Raw genomic sequence first — 22,087 nt, forward strand, 5'->3', positions numbered from 1 at the left:
CGACGCGAGATAGTGCGCATGAGTGCGAAGGGCGCCGAGCGCTCACGCTAACGGGGGCTGCCCGCCTGCGCGACTAACTCGCGAATCACCTCGATCAACGGCGCAACGCGTGCCGCCTTCTCCCGAGGCCACACTGCATACAAGTTGTAATGCGTCGGAATTTCCACTTGGGTGAGTTCGACCAACCGCCCCTCGCGTTGCGCGTCCGCCGCGAGCAGGCCGCGCGCCAAACCGGCACCCACGCCTGCGCTTGCGGCTGCAATTAGCCCGGCGGCATTATCGAATACGGCGACGGCATCCGGTTCGACCGCGGGCATGCCTGCCGCGGTGAGCCATGGAATCCACGAGCGTTTCGTATAGCCGAGCAACGGTAAATCGAGCACCTGTTCAGGCGTGAGCGGCAGGCTCAGCCCGCGCGCCTCAAGAAGCGCGGGCGAACCCACGGCAGTCAATCGGTCCCCGCAGATCAGCGCGTTCTCGAAGCCTTCCCATTCTCCATACCCATACCGCAACGCAATATCCACGCGCTCGAACGCGCTGCGCTCATAGCGCGGTGTGGACAGTACCGTCAACGATGTGCCGGCTAACGCACCGAGCAACGCAGGCAAGCGCGCCACCAGCCAGCTCTGCGCGAGCTCGGGATCGACGTCGAGCGTGATCGACTGCTTGACCGTGCGCTCTTTCACCGACGACAACGCGCGATCGATCTGCTCGAAGCCATCCGCCAGCTGATTCGCAAACAGCACGCCGGCATCGGTCAGCACGACGCGGCCGCTTTCGCGCACGAACAACGGCTGCCCGACGAACTCTTCGAGCGTGCGGATCTGCTGGCTGATCGCGCTATGCGTAAGCGACAGCTGGCGTGCCGCGCTCGAAAAGCTGCCGACGCGTGCCGCTTGCAGAAAGGCCTGCATCGACTGGATGGAAGGGTAGCGCTTCAACATGGGTGTTAGCCGGACTTACGGGTGATGGAAGAAATCGTCGCTGGCGTTGTGCTTAACGGCTTCCAATAATGACCGCAAGCACGCGGACTCTTTGAATCACACGCCGCGCTGCACAACAACATTCAGGAGACAGCGCATGATCGAGATCGTGGTCAACGACACGCGGCACTCGCTCGACAATGTACCGGAAGACATGCCCCTGTTGTGGGTGTTGCGCGACCGGCTCAAATTGACCGGTACGAAGTTCGGCTGCGGCGGCGGCTTTTGCGGCGCGTGTACGGTGCATCTGGAAGGCGAGGCCGTGCGCTCCTGTTTGTTGCCGATTGCAGCCGTGGCGGACAAGCACATCACGACAATCGAAGGTTTGTCGAAAGACGGCACGCATCCGCTGCAACTCGCGTGGGTCGCCGAGGACGTGCCGCAGTGTGGCTACTGTCAGTCCGGTCAGTTGATGCAGGCAGCCTCGTTTCTGAAGGACAAACCGACGGTCAACGATGAAACCATCGCGACGGCCATGTCGGGCAACATCTGTCGCTGCGGCACCTATTCGCGCATTCGCAAGGCGATCAAACGTGCCGCGTCCGGCGATCCCGCGCTTGCGGCGGTCAAGTGGGTCGAGCCGATGTGCGCTTCTGCCTGCACCTCCGCGAAAGAGGAGGCTTGAATGCGCAACGACAAGCAAGCGCTAAACAGCGCACACGGTGCAGCGCGCAGACGTTTCATCAAACAAAGTTCGGCCTTGTTGGCTTCGGGTCTCGCGATCGGCTTTCAACTGCCTGAAGCTTTCGCGAAAGACGCCAATGTAAGCGGCGATCCGAAACCGCAAGCCGGCGAGTTCGAACCGAACGCGTGGGTGCGCGTGCTGCCTGACGACACGATCAAACTCGTGGTCCATAAGCACGACTCCGGCACGGGAACGCGTACCGCATTGGCTGCGGTTGTCGCTGAAGAACTCGATGTCGATCCGTTTCGTGTCGATGTGATTACGCCGGATAATCCGTTCTTCGGGGATTACATTCATCCGTTGTGGAAAGTGTTCTCGACAGGCGGCAGTACCAGCGTCTCGCTCGAATACGATCGCTTGCGGCGTGCGGGCGCAACCGCACGTGCCATGTTGGTCGAAGCCGCCGCGAAACAATGGAACGTGGCGCCGTCCACTTGCACGACGGAGAACGGCTTCGTTGTCGACAAGGCGAGCGGTAAGCGCGCGAACTACGGATCGTTGGCGAGTGTCGCAGCGCAATTACCCGCGCCGAAAGACGTCGCGTTGAAAGACCCGTCGCAGTTCAAGTACATCGGCAAGCTGCAGAAAAAGCGCGGCGCCGATCTGAAAGCGAGAGGCGCGTTTCCGTACAGCATCGACGTATCGTTGCCAGGGATGCTGGTGGCTGTCGTGACGCGCGCGCCGGTGATCGATGCGCGCGTGCGTAGCGTGGATGCTAAGGCCGCGTTGGCGGTGCCGGGTGTGCGGCAGGTGTTACAGATTCCTGGGCGTCCCGACACTCTCGGCGGCAATCAGGCGGGCGTCGCCGTGCTGGCCGATGATTATTGGTCGGCGCATCAAGGCCAGGCGGCGCTGAAGGTCGAGTGGGAAGACAGTCCGATGGAAACCTTCGATAGCAGTACGCTCGCCGCGCGTCAGGCCGCATGGCTCGACGATCCTGCCGCGCGTGTCGTGCCGACGATCGAGACCGGTGACGCGAAAACTGCATGGCCACACGGCGCGCGCATGATCGAGGCGTCGTATTCGATGCCCTACAAGGCTCAAAATGCGCTCGAGCCGATCAATGTCACCGCTTGGGCGAAAGACGGCCGCATTGAGTACTGGGGCGGTTTGCAAGTGCCTTCTACTGTGCAGGAAGCGGCTGAGGTGATCGGCGGTATTCCTGCTGAGCGCGTTGTGCTGCATGAACTTGTCTCGGGCGGCAGCTTCGGTTCGCGCGAATCGAAGTACTGGTTATTCGAAGTGACATGGCTCGCGCTGAAAACCGGCAAGCCGGTCAAGCTGATGAATAGCCGCGAAGACGAAATGCGCGCGCTCTTCTACCACTCGGCGAGTTATCACCGTGCTAAAGCTGCACTCGATGCGCGCGGCAATCTCACCACGTTGCAATTGCGCGCCGTGATGCCCGCCTCGCCGGAGCAATGGGAGCCGGGCTATTTCGACCGTCCTGACCGGATGGACTACAGCACTACAGAAGCGATCAGCAAATACGAGTTCGCTTACGACGCGCCGCATGTCGATATTGGTTGGGTGCGTCATGAGACGGGTGTGCCGACCGGTTGGTATCGCGCGGTGAGTTATATCCCGAACGTCTTCGCGGTGGAGTCTTTTATGCATGAGGCCGCGCATGCCGCGCAGCGCGATCCGGTTGATTTCCGGCTCGCGCATATGAAGGACCCGCGGCATAAGGCCGTGTTGCGCGAGGCGGCGGAGCGGGCTGGATGGGGTAAGCCGTTGCCTGCCGGTACCGCATTGGGCGTTGCGACGAATCAGGCGTACAGCAGCTATGTTGCGGTGGTGGCGCGGGTGGTTCGCAAGGGCGATGCGGTTGTGGTCGAGAGGCTAACGTGTGTGGCGGATTGCGGGTTGGCGGTGTCGCCAGGTGGGGTTGAGGAACAACTGTATGGCGGACTGATGTGGGGGTTAGGGCATGCGACAGCGGATCGCATCGATATTCGCCACGGTCAGATCGAGCAGAAGAACTTCGACACGTATCGCGTGATACGCATGAGTGATATGCCGGAGGTTGATATTCAGATCGTGCAGGGGGATCCGGCTAAACCTGGTGGTGTGGGGGAGTTGTCGAGTCCTTCAGTGGCGCCGGCGGTGGCGAATGCGGTGTTTAAGCTGACGGGACGGCGGTTGAGGGATACGCCGTTTGTGTTGCAAAACGTCAAGGATAAGAACCTGCCGAATAAGGCTAAGGTCTAACTTCATCAGACGTCCACGCATCCGGTTCAGACGGTACCACGGACGTCGGTCAAGTTATCGCGTCCGCGATGATGCTTGCAGCGCGACTCAACACTCGCCATGCATGTGTTGCCGTGGGACATCAGGACGTTCGACGTCAAGGGGTATGCATGAAGTTTTTCCAGATGGTGGGTGTGGCTCTGTTGGGACTGTATTTACACGTGGGCAACGCGGCCACAGAGACGCCCCGGTCGGTGGCGAGGACGGTCGCCGACTGGTACGTGAAGGACGGCTCAGTCGGGCTGCCGGGCGCTGGCGACGAACCGTTCAAATCGACTTTCAGCGACGCGTTGCAGCGCTCGATAGCTGCGGCGAAGGCCGAACAGGCCAAGCAGGAGAAAGCCTCGCCTGACATGAAGCCGGACTATGTCGAATTGTCGGTCGTTACCGGCGCTCCGGACAGCGTTTCGAGTTACCGGATTGTCAAGGTGCGCCAAACCGGCAAATCAGCCCAAGTCACGTTAATCTGGCAATTCAAGGGCGATCCGATTGCCCGGACGCATATGCTGCTGGCGTTGCAGGGTGGACGTTGGGTGATTACCGATATTATTTACGGCACGGGTAAGGCGCAGCGCTCGCTGACCAAAGCGCTGCAATTGCATGACTGATTTGCGCTCCCGGATTGAATGCGCGGCGCGCGCCCGATTGCTCGGGTCGGGACGCCAGACAACGTTTGCCGCTAAGCATGCTCGAGGTCATAGCGAGGTTAGGTCAGCTTTGCAAGTTGCAACCGCCATGGATAGTTAAACGCTGCTATCCGGCCACCACGCGGTTGCGCCCATCGTGCTTGGCCCGGTAAAGTCGCTCGTCGGCGACTCGTAAGAGGGTGTCGATCGTGTCGCCGTCGCGGCCGAACTCGGAGACGCCAACACTGACGGTAACGGCGACGGGTCGCCCGGTTCCGGTATAGAACTCCTCGGTAGCCACGGCGCCCCGGACGCGCTCCGCGATCGAACGTGCCGCGTCTAGCGCGGCTTTAGGCAGCAGCACCATGAACTCTTCGCCACCGACTCTCGCCACGCCGTCATAGGGCCGAATGGCATCAAGGCATTTCTGCACGAATCGCTGCAACACCTCGTCACCCACCTGATGGCCGTAGTTGTCGTTGATCAATTTGAAGTTGTCGAGATCCAGCGCCAGCAACGAGAACGGCGCACCACCTCGTTTGGCTCGTGCGATTTCCGCCGTCACTTGCTGGATAAACTCGCGCCGGTTCGCGGCACCCGTCAGCGGATCGGTCGCGGCGAGATGCTCAAGCTTGTGATTGGTGCGTTGGAGTTCCTGCAGCGCGCTTTCCGTGCGTGCCATCGCCTCGGCGAGGCGGGCCATCAGTTCTTCCTGGCTGTAGATCGTCGAAAAGGACCGCGTCGTGCGAAACGCTTGAACAACGCCATAACTCAGCAGGAAAAAGCCGGCGGCGAAGATCGCGTGCGCCAGCCACCACATATGATTCCAGGGCTTGCCGACAATGAACGCGAGCGACGCCAGCGCGAAGAAGGTGACCGAGATGCCATAGATCACCATCAGCGGCGAGCGAATGCGACGCAGCATCAGCGCCATGACGTTCAGCGTCGAGAAGACGAGCGCGCCGCCCTCCATCGATAGGCGCACTGCGAGGCTGCCCGCAAATGGCGAGTTCGCAATGAGTCCCACGACCAGATCGATCACGACGAACACGGCGATCCACGTCAGCCACGGGCGCGAGTTCGCGCGCCGCTCGATCGCGTCGGGCGCGCGATGGTACGAGAGAAGCCCGACGAATAGCAGCACCGACATCACCAGACGCGATGCCGGTCCGTAGAGCAGGAATAGCCAGATATTGTGGTGAGCCATGCCGGTGAACGCGCCGTGCAGCGCATAGACCAGCACAAAGCCTAGAAAACCCAAAGTCAGCCACCGCAGCAGCGGTTCACCCGACGACATATAACAACGCCACGTCACATAGGTGACAAACAGCCCCTCGAGCGTCGCCGCTGCGATCGCGATTTCGTGGAACGCGTGGTTTTCGAACTTCAGGCTCGGGTCTTGAAAGAAGGAGAGGTAAGCAATCAGGTAGGCGGGAACGAGCGCAAAACCAATGACCAGCAAGCCTGAGTAGACCTTGGTCACAATCCCGATGATGCGGGGCGGCTCTTCGATTGAGATGGTCGTGCTCATGTGCCAGCCTCCGACAATACTTCTGTGGTTGTTCGCATCGCCGAGCGATTGACGCGTGAATCGGCCGGCTCGGACACGGCAGCATACCGTCGTGCAGAACCAAGCATACCTCGCAGTGGACTACCGTCAGACTATTGGAAGTATATGCGTCAGGTTTTATCTGGCAAGACGCCCAACAATCCGAATCTTGATGGCACCGCCATAGCGTAACGACATAGAGGATGGCGGCGACCAACAATGAACCGCCGATGACCAACGTGACATGAAAGGCGGTTGATCGGCCGAAGCCGTGAAGCGTGTTTGGGTCTTTGTGTGAAAGGCGCGGTATGCCGCGCCTTTCGTTGGTTATCCAAATTTGACGAGATTAAGCACTGGCAGCGGGCCGCCCGGGATTTGAACTAGCCAGCCCCCGTCTTCGAGCAAACCCAGATCGATGCCGAAGAAGCCGAGCCGCTCGATCAGTCCGCTTACCGCCGCTTTCGCCTGCGCGTCGTCTCCTGCGAAGAACAGCACTCGGCGTCCGCCCTCGGCCTGTGGATCGTCGGAGAGGAGGTGCGCCGGCAGGTGATTGAACGCCTTCACGACGCGTGCGCCCGGCACGAGGTCGGTGAATATTTCACTCGACGTCCGCCCATGCAATTCAGCCGGTTTGAACAGCGGCGCCTCGATCGGGTTGTTCGCGTCAATCACGATGCGTCCACCGAAGTCCGGCAACCCGGCGAGAGCGGTCGGCAGCTTCGACCAGTTCACTGCGACAAGGACGATGTCCTGCGCGGCCGCTTGTTCGCGCGTTCCCGGCGTGATCGAGGGGCCAAGCTCGCGCGCGAGATCCGCGAGCGACTCTGGGCCTCGGCTGTTCGCAATGATGGCTTCGAGGCATTTGCCCGCGAGCGCTTTCGCGAACGCGGACCCGATGGCGCCTGCTCCGATGATACCGATGGTGCTCATAGTGATGCTCCTTGTGTGGGTAAGTGAGCGAATGTTGCCGTCTTTATTGCACTATGATTAGCGGGTAATTACTTGAATTATTTTCAACTGGTACTTTAAGATGCCCGTATGGAAACCCTCGCCAACCTCGAGTCGTTTGTCCGCAGCGCCGAAACGGGCAGCTTCTCCGCGGCTGCGCGGCGTCTAGCGCTGACGCCTGCTGCGGTCAGTCGGAACGTTGCGCTGCTGGAGCGCAATCTTGGCGTGCGACTGTTTCAACGCTCGACACGCAAGCTCACGCTGACCGAGGCAGGTGAGCGCTTTCTCGTCGAAATTGGCGGCAATCTGGACGCGCTGCAAGCCGCGATCGCGTCCGTCTCGACCGATCGCGGCGAGCCGGCTGGCGTGCTGAAAGTCAGCATGGCGCCGACGTTTGGCATCACGTACGTCATGCCGCTGTTGCCGGCCTTCCTCGCTCGCTATCCGATGATTCGTCCGGATTGGCACTTCGAGAACCGACAGGTCGACCTGATTGCAGAGGGATACGATGCAGCGCTGGGTGGTGGGTTCGATCTCGCGCCGGGCGTCGTTTCGCGCGCATTGGCGCCTGCGCATCTCGTGGCGGTCGCCTCTCCGGCATACATGGCCGGCCGCGTGCCACCGACGGATCCCAGCGATCTCGCGGAACTCGACGGCATCGTGATGCGCTCGAGCCGCACCGGCCGCGTGCGCCACCGGACAATGCGCAACGCGGCGGGCGGCGAGATGCCTGCGCAGCTTGGCGAGACCATCATGGTCAACGACCCGGCAGCGATGCGTGAGGCTGCGATTCTCGGACTGGGTGTTGCGCTGTTGTCCGTGTCGGACGTGCTGTCGTCGGTCGAACGGGGCGAACTCGTGCGATTACTGCCGCGCTGGCACGCGGACGCCGGGGCGATTTCGATCTACTACGCGACGCGAGCGCTGCTGCCGGCGAAAACACGGGTGTTTGTCGATTTCGTGGTCGATGCGTTCGAGCGGGAGCGGTTGGCTGAGCGGTTTGCGGGAAGCATTGAATGAGCCGCACCCGTTTGCCCTGAACTGCTGAATATCGGTGGAGCGTCGATACCAGCGGGCAATCCGGGCCTGAGGCGCGGCCGGACTACGTGCGTCGTCTAAAAACGCTTTGAAAAACCCACGGTGAATCCGTGCGGTAGGACCTGGACGAATATTGGCGTCTGGCGAGTGGTGCTCCAGTATCCAACGGCGGTACCGAGCGCCCAGCTTGCAAGTACATCGGTTTGCCAGTGCGCCTGGCTCTTCATCCTTGCGATCCCGTCATAGATAGGCAACACTTCGAGCGCCCACACCCACGGGTCCCGCCGACCGTAGTTGACGATGAATGGCGTGACAAAGCTCGCCTGCAGCGCGACCTCGCCGCTCGGAAAGCTGTCACCACCGCTGAACCATTGGTTCGGCCCTTTTCCGCTGCTCGGCCGCGCACGGCCAAAAGCGTACTTCATCCCCTCTGCAGCGACTGCTGAGATAGCCGATGCGTCGGCGGACTGCCAGAACGTGTGGCCGAGTTCGTTATCGTTGCCAAGCCATAGCGCCCCACCCACCTCGGTCGCTATGACCGCATATTCGAGTCCGAGCTGATACCCCCGGCCCCAGATCCCGCTTTGATCCAATCCCCATTCGTGATCGATGCCGAGCGGGCCGCCACCGGCAACAACGGCCTCAGGTATCGCGCTCAGCATGATGAGCGCGATCCACAGGTTGAGGCCCCAGAGCGGGTGCCCTCCTGGCGACAAGGGATGAGCAAGGCGCATGGCGCCTCCTGAAAAGTCGAGATGAGCGGTCCAACTCGTCACAGGATGCGAGAAATGATAAGTGTGTCGAACCTTAACGAACTCTTATGTCAACTGTGTCGTGCGGAGCGGGCGCGGGATTGTCCTCGCGAATGCACTGGGTAGCGGCTGGACCTGGCTGGTCCCTGCCTGACTGGGCCGTTCAACCCAGCACATCGCGCACGTTACGCTGCACCGAACATAGTGTTAACTTTTATCAAATAACCCCCTGTCTGGGGAAACACCGTCAACGACATCGCAGTATTGCCCGTTTAGAGAGGATCGGCGAATCACCTGCCGTGCATCGTCACTGCGGCGACAGGCCAAGTGCATTCATCGAATTCTATTTTGGAGTACGGTATGAAATATCCTCTCTTGGCATCGTTGGTCGCGAGCCTGGGAATTGGCCTATCCGGCGTGGCCAACGCCGTCAACGTAGACGTCAATATCGGCACGCCTGCCCCTGTAGTCGCGGCACCCGTCGTTATTCAACAAGGCTGGCACGGCGACCGATATTGGGATGGTCACCGTTACTGGGAACGCCAGGAATGGGAGGAACATCATCACGGTGCTCCCGTAGTAGTCGTCCAGGCACCGGTTGTCATTGGCTGGCATGGAGACAGATATTACGACGGTCATCGCTACTGGGAGCGGAGTGAGTGGGAAGACCATAACCACCACCATGATGATCATGGCCACTGCCCTCCGGGACACGCTAAAAAGGGTGAGTGCTAACCGCATCGCATAGCAGCCAAACTGCTGTTACGGGCCTCGTGGCCCGTTTTCTTTTGCGTGGTTGCTATCAGAAATACGTGCGCGGCGAGGCGCTGTATGTCATCGCGGGCGAGCGTGTGTTCGGCCTGCGAGTAGTCAGTGGTACGTCGTCGTAGACGACTGCAGCTTCGTTAGCGCGCCGCGCTTGAATCGAAACCAGCCTTGCGAGCCTTGCATCACGACCTCATCGTCTTGCCAGAACACGCGCTTGACTGTCATGCGCGTGCCACAGCGCTGCACAAGTGGAGGACGGTGACGAAAGTCGTACAGCACCGGGCCGGAATCGGTCTGCACAAGCGTGCGGTCAACAGTGTCATCTTTGTTGCCCATGTCATCGAAATGCGTGAGCGTGCTCGCGCCAAACCGATCGAAAATTTCCTTGTCGAGCATAGCCGCAAAAACGTGGTCGACGCGCACGAATTGCAGTTTGCCCGAGGGCGTGCCGAGCGGGCCGGACGCGTTGCTTTGCGCATGAACGCAAGTCGCGAAAGAAGCGGCTGCGAGCGCAGCGACGAACAGTCGTCTCATGTTGCCTTTTAGGTTCCGCGGCGTCTCCGACGACAGAGCACGACTCGCAATCGTTCCTTGGGAACATTGTCGTCGATTTTGGTCGACACGTCGAAGGTCTGCAACTGGCAGAACAGAGGTTGATGCGATCAGCATTGACCGACCCGAAGCGGTCGATGAAATCTCTACAAAGCAGTCACTCGTTCGTGTTCCGGGTTGAGACCCATTCGCCCGTATACGCGCGGCGTCCCTCGACTTCCTGTCGCGTTGCGCGATCTACGTAATTTGTCCCGATTCGGGCACCGTTGGTGCTTTGAATGCATCAGGATATTGGTGACGAAACCAATCTTTCACCTGATCGTGATCGAGTGCAAAGAATTCGCGCGATCGCGGTATCAGGACGAAACCGAAAGCGAGCAGACAGGTGGCGAGACCGAAGCATGTATAGACCTTGCCCACAGCCCAATGCGTGAGCGCCACGCCTGCGATCATGGGGCCAAGAATGCCGGCAATCTGCGTGGTCATCATGCTGGCAGCGAGAATGCGCACGCGGAAATTCTGCGGGATAGCCAATGAACGGTGAGTCGCGCCAACGAGTCCCATCGATGCATTGGCGAAACCCACACACGTAAGCGCCAATACGAGAACGATGGGTGAATGGGCCCAGCCCGAAGCAGCAAGTGCCAGCCCTTCACACATCGCTGCACCCACCCGGACATTGAATCGGCCGAACCGACTGACCAGTGCGTCAGAACCACGAAAGCTGCCGAGTAGCAAACCTATAGATAGGGCCGCTTCGCAACCACCTAGCCAGAGACCCGACAGCCCGAGTGATTGAACTTTGAGCGGGATCAGCATGCCGACCGCAGGGCCCTGGAATATCCATACGAGGAAGTTGACCAGTGTCCAGCCGCGCTCCAACGGGACGACCCATTTAGCGTGCAGTCCCGCGCGCAGATCTTCCCACCAACGGGCCAAACCGCGATGGTGTTCACGATGCTGAGACTGGGATGGAAGCTGCAAGGTCACATAGGCAGCGACGCCAAGCAGAATGCCGTTCATCCAAAACGTTGCAGCAATACCGCCCAAGGCCAATGCCGCGCCAGCCAGTGCTGGTCCTAAGGCGCGGCCAGCCGCTTGAGTCGATTTACGAAGACGAAGCGCTTCGGCCAAACGATTCGCCGGAACAAGTTCAGCCGAAATGGTGGAGCTGGCCGGATCGATGAAAGCTTTCGCTATAACAGTGACCATGCCTATACAGATGATGAGCATAAGTCGGTAGTCGGACAGCGAGGCGAGCGTGGCGAGGGCAAAGGCGACGACCATTAAGGCGCAGACACCCCATACAATCTGCGGTCTCTTTGCGTATCGATCCCCGAGTGGCGAAAGCAGCGGCATTGCGAAGATCGTGGTGATGGCGATGCTTACGCCGTAGATTGCAAGGTCATGTGCGCCGCCCCGATGAACGATCCACCAGGGGAGCGTGATATAGCCAACCATGTCTGCCAGGATCGTCAGAAGATCGCTGAGAAGCAGACTGGCAAGAGAAGGGGCGATTGCGTTTATACGAGATTTGATTCCCCGAAACACCGCTTTCTCCCCTGTTGAGTTCGATGATGCTACCTCAACATTTTTCCCGCAGTTTAGATGAACGTTTCCAGATACCGGTGTTTCACTGGCGGGCCGATGAACGGCCGATTCGCGAATGGCGATGCCTCAGATAGCGATTGTCAGCAATTCACGGGGGTATGCCGACTGGCCGAAATTGGCCGGTCACTGCCTGTCGTCGATCGGCGGCACGCGACCTGAGCGGGCAGTCAGGATCCTCGACAACGGACATTCACATGCGTGAGTGATTGACCTCCCTAAGCACGTCGATGAACGCCCGTAGACCCGCAGGCACGTGGCGATGCCCGGGATAGTACAGGCAGAGCCCCGGGATGAACGGGCACCAATCTTCCAGCACGGTAACCAGCCGGCCGTCGTCCAGCCAATCACGGGCCGTGGACTCCGGTACATACGCAAGGCCCAACCCGTCGGACGCTGCTTCAACCATCAGGCCGTTGTGATCTAGCGTGAGTACGCCGGGAACATCGATCGCCACTTCCTGCCCGTGCTTGCGGAACTCCCGGCGGTAGCGCTTGCCGCTCGGCAGCCGTTGACGAATGCAATCGTGGTGACGAAGGTCGTCGGGCGTGATGAGCGGTGTTCGTCCCGCGAGATACGAAGGCGCTGCAACGACTACGAAGCGAAGATCATCGTTGATGCGCACCGCCACCATGTCGCGCGGTATCGACTCGCCAAGCCGTACGCCGGCATCGAAACCTTGCTCAACGATATCGACGAGCCGTCCCTCCGCGACCAGATCGAGCGCCATGCCGGGGAATCGCTTCAGAAAACGCGGCACCACCGTTTTCAACAACAGCCGCGCCGCACTCTCATTGGCATTGATCCTGAGCATGCCGCTCGGATTGCCGCGCGCATCGGCGACGGCATCCAGTGCCTCGTCAAGATCGCGGAGCACGGGCGCGAGCCGCGCGAGCAATGCTTCGCCGGCTTCTGTCGGCGCTACGCTACGCGTCGTGCGGTTGAGCAGGCGCACACCCAATTCACGCTCCAATGCGAGCATGGCGTGACTGAGCGAGGAGCGCGAAACGCCGAGCGCATCGGCGGCGCGGCGGAAACTCCGATGCGCTGCGACAGTGGAAAACGCGGTGAGATCGGCAAGTGTCGGCTTGGTCATTGGTGGCGAATTTTCACGGGGTCATACGCACTATAGAGGCTTCTCTGACCAATGACGGGTGCCTAGACTGGTAATCATGCAATGCCACTCCATCCACTTTCCTGAGAGACACACCATGATGAAGACCTGGCTTATCACCGGCACGTCGTCGGGCCTCGGTCGGCTACTCGCCGAGCGCCTGCTGCAACGCGGCGATCGGGTCGTCGCGACGCTGCGGCGCGAGGGGGCGCTCAATGATCTGAAAATACAGTACGACGACCGGTTGCATGTGCTGACACTCGATGTCACCGACATCCGCGCGGTGCACACGCATGTCGCTGCCGCATTCGAAGCGATGGGCCGTATCGACGTGGTCGTGAACAACGCGGGCTACGGGTTATTCGGCGCGGCCGAGGAAGTGACGGATGAACAGATCGACCGGCAGATCGCCACCAATCTCATCGGATCGATTCAGGTGATCCGTGCCGCGCTACCTCACCTGCGCCGCCAGGGCGGCGGCCGGATTATCCAGGTTTCGTCCGAAGGCGGACAGATCGCTTACCCGAATTTCAGCCTCTATCATGCGACGAAATGGGGTATCGAAGGTTTCGTCGAGTCAGTGTCGAAGGAGGTGGCACCATTCGGTATCGACTTCGTGATTGTGGAGCCGGGACCGACAAGCACGCAGTTCGGTGCCGGTCTCGATCGCGCGGTGCCGATGCCCGAGTACGACGACACCCCCGCGGGCGACGTCAGGCGGGCGATTGCGTCCAACAGCTTTGCAATTCGGGGCGATGCCGGCAAGACGGTCGCCGCAATGATCGTCGCGGCGGACTCGGCACATCCACCGCTACGCTTGACGCTTGGCGGCGGTGCCTACGACTCGATCAGCGCTGCATTGGCGGAGCGCCTGAGGATGCTTGAAGCGCAGAAGGACATCGCGTTTTCGGTGGACTCGATAGGCTAAGCGAACCGACGCATAGCGGCGCGCTGACGCAATAACTGCATGAGGGTCGATCCCAGATCGACCCTCAACGGACGGTGAAGACAGGGCCGCCCGATCGGCAAGGTCAAGCCGCACAACGGACATTTGCTCCATCAGGATTGGGCTTATCTCGCCACAACGCGATATCACGCGATCTGCTGAACCCACTGACTCCGCCAACCCGGTGCTTCAAAGGGATCCGAAAAATACTGGGTCTCGTGAATGACCTTGCCGTTGCAGAACTCCATAATGCTTACCGTGTAAGCCGTTCGCCCCTTATAGGTGATGGCGTATTCCGTGACCCAGAGATTACCTTCTCCCTGGATTCGCCTGACATCGAAACCTGATGGCTTATCTGGATGATGACTCCGCAGTGCCTGCAAATTAATTCGCCTGACGATTCGTTCACCTGATTGGGGATAGTCACAGACGGCATCGTCATCGTAAATATCGTGTTCCGCGTCGAGATCGCCGGCCGCCGACGCCTGCCAGTGCGCGTTCAGGGCTTCACGTATTGTTTCTTCCTGCATGGCGTGCCTCCGCATACCGTTCACGTCTATCCATTACGTACGCCGCGGAATAAAGCCGGGGCTGCCCGTCTTGACGACTTCATTGAACCTCTGCCTCGTCTCAATCCGGTTAATCGCGTCGAACGCGTCTGCCGGAAGCGCGGAGATATCGCAATTCTCGCGTGCACGGGCCGCAGATTTTGGGGTGGTGAGCAAAGCCCCGCCACGCTGGATCGCCCAGGCAAGGAGTACCTGTGCCGGCGTCTTTCCGATTTGCGCGGCAATCTGCGAGATGACTGGATCCTCAAGCGGTCCCGGCCTGATTCCGTGACCCAACGGCGCAAAGGCCAAAAACACGATCTCTTTCTCTTTGCAGAATTCCAGAAGTTCCGCTTCCGGAAGATACGGATGTGCTTCGACCTGCACCGCCGCCGGCTTGATTCGAGCCGATTCGTAGAGAGGCCGCAATTCGTTCAAGCCGATGTCAGACAGTCCGATGGCCCGGCACCTTCCATGGTCGACGAGATCTTCCATCGCCCTCCATGTGTCTTGCAAAGTCACGCCTTTATCGTAGATGACATCACCGTTTTCATCGCGCGGATCCTGCTCATCTCCAAGCTGAAATGCAAACGGAGTGTGTATCAGATAGAGATCAAGATAGTCGAGTCCGAGCCTTTCAAGACTGGCCTCGAAAGCCGGTTCGACACGCTCTGGCCGATGATTGGAGTTCCACAATTTTGTGGTCACGAAGATGTCTTCGCGCGCGATCCCGCCGGCAGCAAGGCCTATCCTCAGCGCCTCGCCCACCTCGCGCTCGTTCCGATATCGCTCGGCGCAATCGAAGTGTCGATAGCCGGCTTCCAGTGCGTCTCTGGTCGCACTGGTAGTTGTAACTGCATCGGGAATCAGCGTGCCAAATCCGAGCACGGGCATGCGGCCGCCTCCGTGATTAAGCGCGATCTTTTTGCTCCGGAAATCGGAAGACTCAATCACGGCAACACCTCCGCACGACTTCATGCCCTGCGACGAAGGACCGACGCCTGGGCTTGCAATTGTGGCGCCGGGTCGATGATCAGAAAGAACGTCAACGTACTCGAGTCGTGTTGATTCGCAACTCAGCCGCCGCCATCAGGGTCAGACCGAGCGCCAAACAGGTCGGCTTCCTGATCCAGTGTAGCAAACGAATGACTGGGCGGCAGCGGAGGGTTCTGGGAGGTACAACACGCAGTGCGTAGGTGACGAATAGCTGACAACGGACGGTTGACTCTCCACGTTGCAAGAATTGACGTCGAGCAAGCGCTGCTACTTCTGCGAGGAAACAAACAGGCATCAATCCTTCTATCGGATCTTGATGACAACCTTACCCTTAGTACGTCCTGTTTCAACGTAAGCCAAAGCCTCTCCGGTTGACCCAAACGGGAAAATCCGATCGATCACAGGCCTTATCGCACCTGCCTCGATGAGCGCAGCGATCCCGCCCAGCTGTTCACCATCGGCACGCATAAAAAGGAATGAATAACTGACGTCATGGCGTTTCGCCGCCTTTCGGATGCGATAGCTCAGAAAGCGCATCGCCGTTTTCAGGAACCAGGGGGCACCCATCTGTTTAGCGAAATCAGGATCGGGCGGTCCGGCGATCCCGATGAGCTTGCCACCCGGCTTGAGCACTCGCAATGATCTTTCAAGCGTATTTCCGCCCTGCGTATCCAGCACCACGTCGAAGTCTTTCAGCACGGCGGAAAAGTCGTCTTTCTTGTAATCGATGACGATATCCGCGCCGAGTTGCTTCATCAATTCGGCATTCGCGGCACTCGCTGTCGTCGCGACCAAATGCTTCGCCAGTTGAATGGCAAAGGTGCCGACGCCGCCCGAGCCGGCGTGTATGAGCACCTTCTGCCCTTTCTTCAGTTGTCCTCGTCCGATCAACGCCTGCCAGGCGGTCAAGCCCACCAACGGGATTGAAGCCGCTTCTTCCATGCTGAGCGTTTTGGGCTTGAGAGCCACCGCATCTTCCTTGATCGCGATGAATTCCGCGAAAGCACCGATCCGATCTTTAGGCGGTCGCGCATAGACCTCATCGCCCGGCGTGAATTGCCGCACGCGCGATCCGACGCGGGCAACGACCCCGGCCAGATCGTTGCCCAAAATCAGCGGCAAACGATAGGGCAAGATGAGTTTGAACTCTCCATCCCTGATCTTTGAATCAAGAGGATTCACGCTAGCGGCGTGAATCTCGATCAATACGTCGTCCTCACGTATTTCCGGGACCGGCATCTCGCCGGCTCGAACGCCATTCTTGCGTCCATATCGATCGACGACGAATGCCTTCATCATGGTTCCTTGGTCCTTGTCAGTTTCGTTTTGCGCCAGGTAACAGCGTCTACGTTGCGAGCCGTAGATCTTTGCGAATGCCGGCGTCCACCAGGCCCGCAGGCGCAAATCTGCGTAGCAAGCGCAGACGTCCGGCGAGCCCGCCGGCTGCATAGCGGAGTTTCGGGCGAGCCGCGAGGGCGGCCTGCAATACGGTTTCGGCCACAACCTCAGGACCGTCAGCGCTTGCGACCACCTCCTTGACGCGCTGATCCACGGCCGCGCGCACCTCGCGGTACGCGTCGAGGGGGACGTCGGGTGGCATGAAGTTCGCGTCGAAAGGCGTCTTGATGTAGGCAGGCTCAATGACCGATACCCGGATGCCCATCGTACGCAACTCATGGTCAAGCGACTCCGAATAGCCTGCTACCGCGTGCTTGGTGGCGGAATACAGCGCCATATAGGGCATGGGTAAGAAACCCAGCACAGAACCGATGTTGATGATGCGACCGCCACCTTGTTGCCGCATATGGGGCAGCACGGCACGCGTCATGCGGACAATCCCGAAGAAGTTCGTATCGAAGATCGCACGGGCCTGGTCAAGCGAACTTTCTTCCGCAGCGGCAGGGGCGACGCCGAAGCCCGCGTTGTTCACCAACAGGTCGATGCGGCCGTTCAGGCGAAGCACTTCCTTGACGGCTGCTTCAACGGATGCGTCGCTAGTCACGTCGAGCGGCAGCATCTCGAACGCTCGCTGGCCGGCTTGTGCACCGCGCCGGCTGGTGCCGTAGACCTTGTATCCGGCCTTCGCAAGGCGGTTTGCCGTGGCTTCGCCGATGCCTGACGAGGCGCCCGTAACGAGGGCTATTCCGTTTTTCATCATGTCCTTCCGATAGTGATTACAGGTTTGCTCGAGCGTTCATTTTGTCACAAATATGATGATCATCATATTTGTGGTCCAACAAAAACGCACGCTGGATACGCGGATTTACTCCTCAGTGGGTGCGAGTTTTTTCAATGTGGCTTCAAGAAAACTGTCCGACAGCTTGGGGTCGTCGACGGCGCGCGCCAGCACCATGGTGCCGACCATGGTGGCAACGGTTATAAGTGCCTGTTCATGCGCGCCCGGTTGCCCCCAATCGGGCAATTGACGCGCAACGACATCGATCATCTCCTTGATGCGGCGGGTGGCCGCGCGCCGCACGACCGGCGCCTGACGCGGCATCTCCGAGCCAAGGGCGGAGACCGGGCAGCCTGTCTCTATGGCGTCACGGTGTTCCTTCGACAGATAGGCGCGCACCATCGACGGCAATGCCTGCTCCGGCGGCACGGAAGCGGCGATTTGCTCTGACAGGGCCACAGCCTCAGCACCGGCGCGGTCAGCCGCTTCGGCAAGCAACACCTCGCGCGATGGGAAGTGCGCGTAGAAGCCGCCGTGCGTCAGGCCGGCCTCCTTCATGATGTCGGCCACTCCCGTCCCGTCGTAGCCACTGCGCCGAATCGCGCGCGCGGCAACCTCGACGATGCGTTCGTGCGTGATTTCCTTGCGGCTAACGGCTTTCCGATTGATTGGCGAATTCTTCATGATGGCCATCATATAACATTTCGGCGCAGTTTGCTGCAACGAGCAATGTCGATGGAGATCGATGCGCCCCCCAGATTGCCGCGTGGGCGACTTTGCGCTTAAGGTGACGGGTGATGTCATGCCATTCGGTATTGGCATTCTGGCTATGAGCCTGTTCAGTGCTCGGCAGTTCGGCAGCTTGCATGGCGGCAATACTCCCGAACGTACATGAGCGCGTCGTTTTGACAACGGATGCTTCGCTGCATTCGACGTTCTCTGGTTGTGAATATGAACCGCGTGTCGAAGAAAAGGAGAAGTGCAAATGGAGGCAGTAGCATTGCCAGCGGCAATCGCGCCGGCGCGAACCGCGCTTGTCGTCATGCATTATCAGACCGACATTCTCGGGCTCTTTCCATCGGTCGCACCGGCCTTGCTCGCCAATACGCGCAAGCTATGCGACGCGGCACGGGCCAAAGGCGTTAGCGTCTATTTCGCCAACCTCCGGTTCAGTCCGGGCTATCCGGAAGTCAGTCCATTGAACAAGAATGGGCAGGGCATCAAGCAACTCGGCCTCTTCGTCGACGACAGGATCTCGCCGGAGTTGGGCCAGCAGGCCAGTGAGCCGGTCATCATCGCGCATCGCGCCAGCGTGTTCTTCGGCACCGATCTGCAGGCACGGCTTATCGCACAAGGTATCGATTCGCTGATTATGGTCGGCATTGCGTCGACCGGTGTCGTGCTGTCGTCGGTCGCGTATGCGAGCGACGCGGACTTCCGCCTGTACACGGTCAAGGATTGCTGTTACGACCCGGATCAGGTGGTACATGAACATCTGTTCTCCACCGCATTCGATTCGCGCACCACGGTGCTGTCGCTCGCGGATGCTTTGCTGCTGCTCGACTAGACGTTCGACGTCTGCTCTGGACCGTTGGAGTTCGGCCCCGCAGGAAAGGTCGATACTGCCTTCAAAGCAGCCTTTGATGTCAATGCCTCCGATTTCTTGCATTTGGCTCAACAACTCGGTTGCTAGCACCCGTGCACGGGCAGCCCACTCGTTTAGACGAGTGCAATCTTGCCGGTGGCGAGGTCATACACGCCGCCAACAATGTCGATCTTCTTGTCCGCGTAAAGTTTTTGGACGATCGGCGGTGAGTTCTTCAGTCGAGCCACCTGCCGTCGCACGTTCTCGGTGACCGCGTTGTCCAGCAAGTTGCCGGTCTGCGTCTTCTCGGCGGCGATGACCGCCGGTTTGATCTCGGCGATGAGCCCCGGCAAATGGCCCGGAAGGACCGCCTTGGTCTTCAGCACTTTGATTGCGGCGTCGACTGCGCCGCATCCGGTGTGGCCTAGCACCATGACGAGCGGCACCCCCAGGAACTGGGCGCCGTATTCGAGGGATGCAAGCAGATCCGGGTTCACGATGTTGCCCGCGACGCGTAAAACGAAGAGATCGCCCGGCGACTGATCGAACGCGAACTCCGGCGCCACGCGCGAATCAGCGCAGCTCAGGATCGTGGCAATCGGATACTGTGCCTGCACACGGGCGGCGCGCCCCGATGAGAAGTCGCGCTCGTTCGGCGCGTTGGCGGCGTAGCGCGCGTTGCCATCCATCAGGCGCTTCAACGCGTCGGCAGGCGCGATCGAGTTGGGTGGTGGTGATGCGCCTGGCGCTGGCGGCTCGGCCGCGATCGCGGCACCCACGGTCCACGGCAGGAGCGCCGCGAGTGCGCCGGTTTTCAGGAAATCTCGACGCGATACTTGAGGCTCGTGCTGCGCATCACCACACACATCACACATTTGAGTTCCTCCGTTATCGCTGGGCGCATTCGGCCGCGAACAGATACTTGCCGCATCACAATGCAACTGGCACACCGATCCCCGGCTATGTAGGCCTCACGTGGTGGTCCAACGCCACGCGGTAGATCAGCTGACTTGCATAGATTCGAGTCTATACCGTCGCCAGGCGCAGTGCCCGGAAAACCCGCAACTGCCAGGAGCAGACCGTGGCGGCGTATGGCGGGTCGCCGCGACCGGCCGATTACACATGCAGCGGATACATACTTTCAACGTGGACCCACGCGGCGGCCACGCGGAAAGCCGGCCGCAGGAAAGTCAGTGTTACTATGTTTCACTCGGATCAACCCCCCCCTTGCCGATACCCGCCTCGGACGACCGTTCGAAGTTCTACCCAGCACGTTCGTTCGAAGGAACAAGCAGTGACCCGATCACACTCGCCGGGGCGTTTCGATGCGCCCGGAGATGAGCAGCATCAACGTATCGTGGATGCCATTCATGACCATGGCTGGTCGGAGCAGGACAATTTTTTTCCACCGGATTTGACGCTCGCGCTGGGGTTGGAATGTGCAGCGCTTGCGACGGCAGGGATGCTTACCTTGGCGCGTGTCAGCCAGGGCGCGGCGCGTTCGCTCCAGCCCGATGTGCGCGGGGACCGGATTCAGTGGCTGGAGGCGGGCCAGTCCGAAGCCCGCGACCAGTATCTCGCGCTCATGGAAATGCTGCGTATTGCGTTGAATCGCGAACTTTTTCTAGGACTCGAAGAATACGAAAGCCACTTCGCCTACTATGCCCCGGGCGCTTCGTATCTGCAGCACCGCGATCAGTTTCGCGATGACGATAGCCGCACGGTGTCCGTCGTCGTCTATCTGAACGCGGACTGGCTGCCTGAGCACGGCGGTGCGTTGCGGCTGCATCCAGAGGGTTTGAGCACGCATGACATCTCGCCAGTCGGCAGCCGGATTGCGGTGTTTCTATCCGCCGACATGCTGCATGAAGTATTGCCTGCGACGCGCGACCGCATGTCGCTCACGGGATGGTTTAGACGCCGCTCGTGATCTCCTGGTCTTGAGGTTTATTCAACGCCTGCCCGCACGCGCCGTCGAGCGCCCCCGAGCCCGCGGACATGGGCAGGCGTCGAACACTCAGGAACTGCAACGGTAGAACGGCGTTGCATCCATGCATGCGGAGCGTCAGAATGGACGTTCTCCACCTGTGAGTACAGGAGGATGTATGCGCATCCTGGTGGTCGGGGCGACAGGGCTCCTCGGTAGAGAAATCGTCGCGCATGCGTTTCGCAAGTGCGTGGAAGAAGGCATCACCGGGCAGATCGTGTCGGCAACTCACTGACGCGCGCCATGACAGATTGCCTCTTTGCGGCGCCCGATCTCATCGCGGATGCCCAAGCCCGATTCGACGCGCTGACGAATTACGAGGCGACGGTCCGGTCGACACCGTACGCAGGCGTTCCGGTCGACGTCCGCTATTGCTACTGCAAGCCGGGATTCATCCGGATGGACTTCATCCGCCCGCATGCCGGCGCCGTCCTCACCTACAATCCGGAGACGGGCAAGGTGACGCTCTGGCCATTCGGCTTTCATACGTTCCCGCGGCTTGCGCTCGCACCCGACAATCCCTTGATTCAAGGCCCGAACGCTCACCGTATCGATCGCTCCGATATCGGCGCGCTGCTGGGGAATGTCCGTGAACTTCAGCGCCATGGCAAGACCCAAATCGTGGGCCACGAGGCGGTTGGCTCGCGCCACGCCGTACATCTTGTCATCTCGGGCGCGCCGGAGCACGACGCGGCCGGCGATGGCTGCTATCAACTGTGGCTCGACGTGATGACCGGTCTGCCGATCAAGGTGATCCGCGCAAACGGGCGCGGCGAAATGATCGAAACAGTGCTGATGGAAGACCTTCGCGTCGATTTGCCTGAAATCGAGGCGTTTCTATAGCCTTTGCGCATGCTTGCGCATTTGCGCGCCGCACAAAAACGGCCACGGGAGCGCGTCAGGGTGTCGCGCTAGAGAACCCGATGCCGAGGCAGGACCCAACGGTATCCTAATCGTTACTACCGATGTGGGGCGC

23 protein-coding genes are annotated in these 22,087 nt (G+C 60.0%); 9 read left to right on the forward strand and 14 right to left on the reverse strand.

Annotated elements, in window-relative coordinates; all coding sequences use genetic code 11:
- Nucleotides 1-47 precede the first annotated feature (47 nt).
- Nucleotides 48-944 carry a LysR substrate-binding domain-containing protein gene (locus GNZ12_RS25670; RefSeq protein WP_172314975.1) on the reverse strand — a complete coding sequence of 299 codons (897 nt, stop codon included), beginning with the start codon at nucleotides 942-944 and terminating at the stop codon, nucleotides 48-50.
- A gap of 136 nt (nucleotides 945-1,080) precedes the next feature.
- Here GNZ12_RS25670 and GNZ12_RS25675 point away from each other — a divergent pair, with 136 nt between their 5' ends.
- The 3 genes from GNZ12_RS25675 to GNZ12_RS25685 all read left to right on the forward strand — a co-directional run bounded on the left by GNZ12_RS25675 (nucleotide 1,081) and on the right by GNZ12_RS25685 (nucleotide 4,526).
- Entirely contained in the window at nucleotides 1,081-1,608 is a 528-nt protein-coding gene (locus GNZ12_RS25675) for a (2Fe-2S)-binding protein (protein WP_172314977.1), read from the forward strand.
- A complete protein-coding gene (locus GNZ12_RS25680) occupies nucleotides 1,609-3,879 on the forward strand; it encodes a xanthine dehydrogenase family protein molybdopterin-binding subunit (RefSeq protein WP_172314979.1) in 2,271 nt (756 codons plus the stop codon). It begins immediately after the preceding gene.
- Between the two features lie 149 nt (nucleotides 3,880-4,028).
- Nucleotides 4,029-4,526, forward strand: a complete 498-nt coding sequence (locus GNZ12_RS25685) for a hypothetical protein (protein WP_172314981.1) — start codon at nucleotides 4,029-4,031, stop codon at nucleotides 4,524-4,526.
- Nucleotides 4,527-4,671: 145 nt separating this feature from the next.
- Here the strand turns inward: GNZ12_RS25685 and GNZ12_RS25690 are convergent, their stop codons facing one another.
- A complete protein-coding gene (locus GNZ12_RS25690; RefSeq protein WP_172314983.1) occupies nucleotides 4,672-6,075 on the reverse strand; it encodes a GGDEF domain-containing protein in 1,404 nt (467 codons plus the stop codon).
- Between the two features lie 345 nt (nucleotides 6,076-6,420).
- Nucleotides 6,421-7,023 (reverse strand): NADPH-dependent F420 reductase, encoded by a 603-nt coding sequence (locus GNZ12_RS25695; protein ID WP_172314985.1) that lies wholly within the window; start codon nucleotides 7,021-7,023, stop codon nucleotides 6,421-6,423.
- Nucleotides 7,024-7,131: 108 nt separating this feature from the next.
- Here GNZ12_RS25695 and GNZ12_RS25700 point away from each other — a divergent pair, with 108 nt between their 5' ends.
- Nucleotides 7,132-8,061 (forward strand): LysR family transcriptional regulator, encoded by a 930-nt coding sequence (locus GNZ12_RS25700; protein WP_172314987.1) that lies wholly within the window; start codon nucleotides 7,132-7,134, stop codon nucleotides 8,059-8,061.
- A 95-nt stretch (nucleotides 8,062-8,156) separates the two neighbouring features.
- Here the strand turns inward: GNZ12_RS25700 and GNZ12_RS25705 are convergent, their stop codons facing one another.
- Nucleotides 8,157-8,813, reverse strand: a complete 657-nt coding sequence (locus tag GNZ12_RS25705; RefSeq protein ID WP_235993882.1) for a phosphatase PAP2 family protein — start codon at nucleotides 8,811-8,813, stop codon at nucleotides 8,157-8,159.
- A gap of 378 nt (nucleotides 8,814-9,191) precedes the next feature.
- Here GNZ12_RS25705 and GNZ12_RS25710 point away from each other — a divergent pair, with 378 nt between their 5' ends.
- Entirely contained in the window at nucleotides 9,192-9,566 is a 375-nt protein-coding gene (locus GNZ12_RS25710; protein ID WP_172314989.1) for a hypothetical protein, read from the forward strand.
- 135 nt (nucleotides 9,567-9,701) lie between these two features.
- Here the strand turns inward: GNZ12_RS25710 and GNZ12_RS25715 are convergent, their stop codons facing one another.
- The 3 genes from GNZ12_RS25715 to GNZ12_RS25725 form a co-directional block, all read right to left on the reverse strand.
- On the reverse strand, nucleotides 9,702-10,133 hold the full coding sequence (locus tag GNZ12_RS25715) for a hypothetical protein (protein WP_172315101.1): 432 nt from the start codon (nucleotides 10,131-10,133) through the stop codon (nucleotides 9,702-9,704).
- 255 nt (nucleotides 10,134-10,388) lie between these two features.
- Entirely contained in the window at nucleotides 10,389-11,702 is a 1,314-nt protein-coding gene (locus GNZ12_RS25720; RefSeq protein ID WP_328806071.1) for an MFS transporter, read from the reverse strand.
- A 250-nt stretch (nucleotides 11,703-11,952) separates the two neighbouring features.
- Complete coding sequence (locus GNZ12_RS25725) at nucleotides 11,953-12,855, reverse strand: LysR family transcriptional regulator (protein WP_172314991.1); 903 nt, start codon at nucleotides 12,853-12,855, stop codon at nucleotides 11,953-11,955.
- A 115-nt stretch (nucleotides 12,856-12,970) separates the two neighbouring features.
- On the opposite strand from GNZ12_RS25725, the gene GNZ12_RS25730 reads away from it, so the two are divergent.
- Entirely contained in the window at nucleotides 12,971-13,801 is an 831-nt protein-coding gene (locus GNZ12_RS25730; protein WP_172314993.1) for an SDR family oxidoreductase, read from the forward strand.
- A gap of 164 nt (nucleotides 13,802-13,965) precedes the next feature.
- Here the strand turns inward: GNZ12_RS25730 and GNZ12_RS25735 are convergent, their stop codons facing one another.
- The 6 genes from GNZ12_RS25735 to GNZ12_RS25760 form a co-directional block, all read right to left on the reverse strand.
- Nucleotides 13,966-14,349, reverse strand: coding sequence for a nuclear transport factor 2 family protein (locus tag GNZ12_RS25735; protein ID WP_172314995.1), 384 nt, complete (start codon nucleotides 14,347-14,349; stop codon nucleotides 13,966-13,968).
- Nucleotides 14,350-14,382: 33 nt separating this feature from the next.
- A complete protein-coding gene (locus GNZ12_RS25740; protein ID WP_172314997.1) occupies nucleotides 14,383-15,321 on the reverse strand; it encodes an aldo/keto reductase in 939 nt (312 codons plus the stop codon).
- 345 nt (nucleotides 15,322-15,666) lie between these two features.
- Nucleotides 15,667-16,659 (reverse strand): NADP-dependent oxidoreductase, encoded by a 993-nt coding sequence (locus GNZ12_RS25745; RefSeq protein ID WP_172315103.1) that lies wholly within the window; start codon nucleotides 16,657-16,659, stop codon nucleotides 15,667-15,669.
- Nucleotides 16,660-16,708: 49 nt separating this feature from the next.
- Nucleotides 16,709-17,518, reverse strand: a complete 810-nt coding sequence (locus GNZ12_RS25750; RefSeq protein WP_172314999.1) for an oxidoreductase — start codon at nucleotides 17,516-17,518, stop codon at nucleotides 16,709-16,711.
- A gap of 108 nt (nucleotides 17,519-17,626) precedes the next feature.
- Nucleotides 17,627-18,235 carry a TetR/AcrR family transcriptional regulator gene (locus tag GNZ12_RS25755; RefSeq protein WP_172315001.1) on the reverse strand — a complete coding sequence of 203 codons (609 nt, stop codon included), beginning with the start codon at nucleotides 18,233-18,235 and terminating at the stop codon, nucleotides 17,627-17,629.
- Nucleotides 18,189-18,407, reverse strand: a complete 219-nt coding sequence (locus GNZ12_RS25760) for a hypothetical protein (RefSeq protein WP_172315003.1) — start codon at nucleotides 18,405-18,407, stop codon at nucleotides 18,189-18,191. The genes GNZ12_RS25755 and GNZ12_RS25760 overlap by 47 nt, the downstream gene beginning before the upstream one ends.
- A gap of 117 nt (nucleotides 18,408-18,524) precedes the next feature.
- Here GNZ12_RS25760 and GNZ12_RS25765 point away from each other — a divergent pair, with 117 nt between their 5' ends.
- Nucleotides 18,525-19,106 carry an isochorismatase family cysteine hydrolase gene (locus tag GNZ12_RS25765; RefSeq protein WP_172315005.1) on the forward strand — a complete coding sequence of 194 codons (582 nt, stop codon included), beginning with the start codon at nucleotides 18,525-18,527 and terminating at the stop codon, nucleotides 19,104-19,106.
- 152 nt (nucleotides 19,107-19,258) lie between these two features.
- Here the strand turns inward: GNZ12_RS25765 and GNZ12_RS25770 are convergent, their stop codons facing one another.
- Nucleotides 19,259-19,999: a carbonic anhydrase gene (locus GNZ12_RS25770; protein WP_172315007.1), complete on the reverse strand. Its 741-nt coding sequence runs from the start codon at nucleotides 19,997-19,999 to the stop codon at nucleotides 19,259-19,261.
- Nucleotides 20,000-20,418: 419 nt separating this feature from the next.
- Here GNZ12_RS25770 and GNZ12_RS45350 point away from each other — a divergent pair, with 419 nt between their 5' ends.
- Together GNZ12_RS45350 and GNZ12_RS25780 are read left to right on the forward strand one after the other, a co-directional pair.
- Nucleotides 20,419-21,054 (forward strand): 2OG-Fe(II) oxygenase, encoded by a 636-nt coding sequence (locus GNZ12_RS45350; protein ID WP_172315009.1) that lies wholly within the window; start codon nucleotides 20,419-20,421, stop codon nucleotides 21,052-21,054.
- Between the two features lie 300 nt (nucleotides 21,055-21,354).
- Nucleotides 21,355-21,954, forward strand: a complete 600-nt coding sequence (locus tag GNZ12_RS25780) for a LolA-like protein (protein WP_172315011.1) — start codon at nucleotides 21,355-21,357, stop codon at nucleotides 21,952-21,954.
- Nucleotides 21,955-22,087 lie beyond the last annotated feature (133 nt).

It is taken from the genome of Paraburkholderia solitsugae (assembly GCF_013177695.1).
GTDB lineage: Bacteria > Pseudomonadota > Gammaproteobacteria > Burkholderiales > Burkholderiaceae > Paraburkholderia > Paraburkholderia solitsugae.

What these genes read in the sequence shown, in the direction of transcription:
- GNZ12_RS25715 (WP_172315101.1), bottom strand. Translation starts at nt 10,133, where the DNA reads ATGAGACGACTGTTCGTCGCTGCGCTCGCAGCCGCTTCTTTCGCGACT.
- GNZ12_RS25725 (WP_172314991.1), bottom strand. Translation starts at nt 12,855, where the DNA reads ATGACCAAGCCGACACTTGCCGATCTCACCGCGTTTTCCACTGTCGCA.
- GNZ12_RS25705 (WP_235993882.1), bottom strand. Translation starts at nt 8,813, where the DNA reads ATGCGCCTTGCTCATCCCTTGTCGCCAGGAGGGCACCCGCTCTGGGGC.
- GNZ12_RS25690 (WP_172314983.1), bottom strand. Translation starts at nt 6,075, where the DNA reads ATGAGCACGACCATCTCAATCGAAGAGCCGCCCCGCATCATCGGGATT.
- GNZ12_RS25695 (WP_172314985.1), bottom strand. Translation starts at nt 7,023, where the DNA reads ATGAGCACCATCGGTATCATCGGAGCAGGCGCCATCGGGTCCGCGTTC.
- GNZ12_RS25670 (WP_172314975.1), bottom strand. Translation starts at nt 944, where the DNA reads ATGTTGAAGCGCTACCCTTCCATCCAGTCGATGCAGGCCTTTCTGCAA.
- GNZ12_RS25675 (WP_172314977.1), top strand. Translation starts at nt 1,081, where the DNA reads ATGATCGAGATCGTGGTCAACGACACGCGGCACTCGCTCGACAATGTA.
- GNZ12_RS25745 (WP_172315103.1), bottom strand. Translation starts at nt 16,659, where the DNA reads ATGAAGGCATTCGTCGTCGATCGATATGGACGCAAGAATGGCGTTCGA.
- GNZ12_RS25765 (WP_172315005.1), top strand. Translation starts at nt 18,525, where the DNA reads ATGGAGGCAGTAGCATTGCCAGCGGCAATCGCGCCGGCGCGAACCGCG.
- GNZ12_RS25780 (WP_172315011.1), top strand. Translation starts at nt 21,355, where the DNA reads ATGACAGATTGCCTCTTTGCGGCGCCCGATCTCATCGCGGATGCCCAA.
- GNZ12_RS25750 (WP_172314999.1), bottom strand. Translation starts at nt 17,518, where the DNA reads ATGAAAAACGGAATAGCCCTCGTTACGGGCGCCTCGTCAGGCATCGGC.
- GNZ12_RS25730 (WP_172314993.1), top strand. Translation starts at nt 12,971, where the DNA reads ATGATGAAGACCTGGCTTATCACCGGCACGTCGTCGGGCCTCGGTCGG.
- GNZ12_RS25700 (WP_172314987.1), top strand. Translation starts at nt 7,132, where the DNA reads ATGGAAACCCTCGCCAACCTCGAGTCGTTTGTCCGCAGCGCCGAAACG.
- GNZ12_RS25755 (WP_172315001.1), bottom strand. Translation starts at nt 18,235, where the DNA reads ATGATGGCCATCATGAAGAATTCGCCAATCAATCGGAAAGCCGTTAGC.
- GNZ12_RS25735 (WP_172314995.1), bottom strand. Translation starts at nt 14,349, where the DNA reads ATGCAGGAAGAAACAATACGTGAAGCCCTGAACGCGCACTGGCAGGCG.
- GNZ12_RS25680 (WP_172314979.1), top strand. Translation starts at nt 1,609, where the DNA reads ATGCGCAACGACAAGCAAGCGCTAAACAGCGCACACGGTGCAGCGCGC.
- GNZ12_RS25685 (WP_172314981.1), top strand. Translation starts at nt 4,029, where the DNA reads ATGAAGTTTTTCCAGATGGTGGGTGTGGCTCTGTTGGGACTGTATTTA.
- GNZ12_RS25760 (WP_172315003.1), bottom strand. Translation starts at nt 18,407, where the DNA reads ATGCAAGCTGCCGAACTGCCGAGCACTGAACAGGCTCATAGCCAGAAT.
- GNZ12_RS25770 (WP_172315007.1), bottom strand. Translation starts at nt 19,999, where the DNA reads ATGTGTGATGTGTGTGGTGATGCGCAGCACGAGCCTCAAGTATCGCGT.
- GNZ12_RS25710 (WP_172314989.1), top strand. Translation starts at nt 9,192, where the DNA reads ATGAAATATCCTCTCTTGGCATCGTTGGTCGCGAGCCTGGGAATTGGC.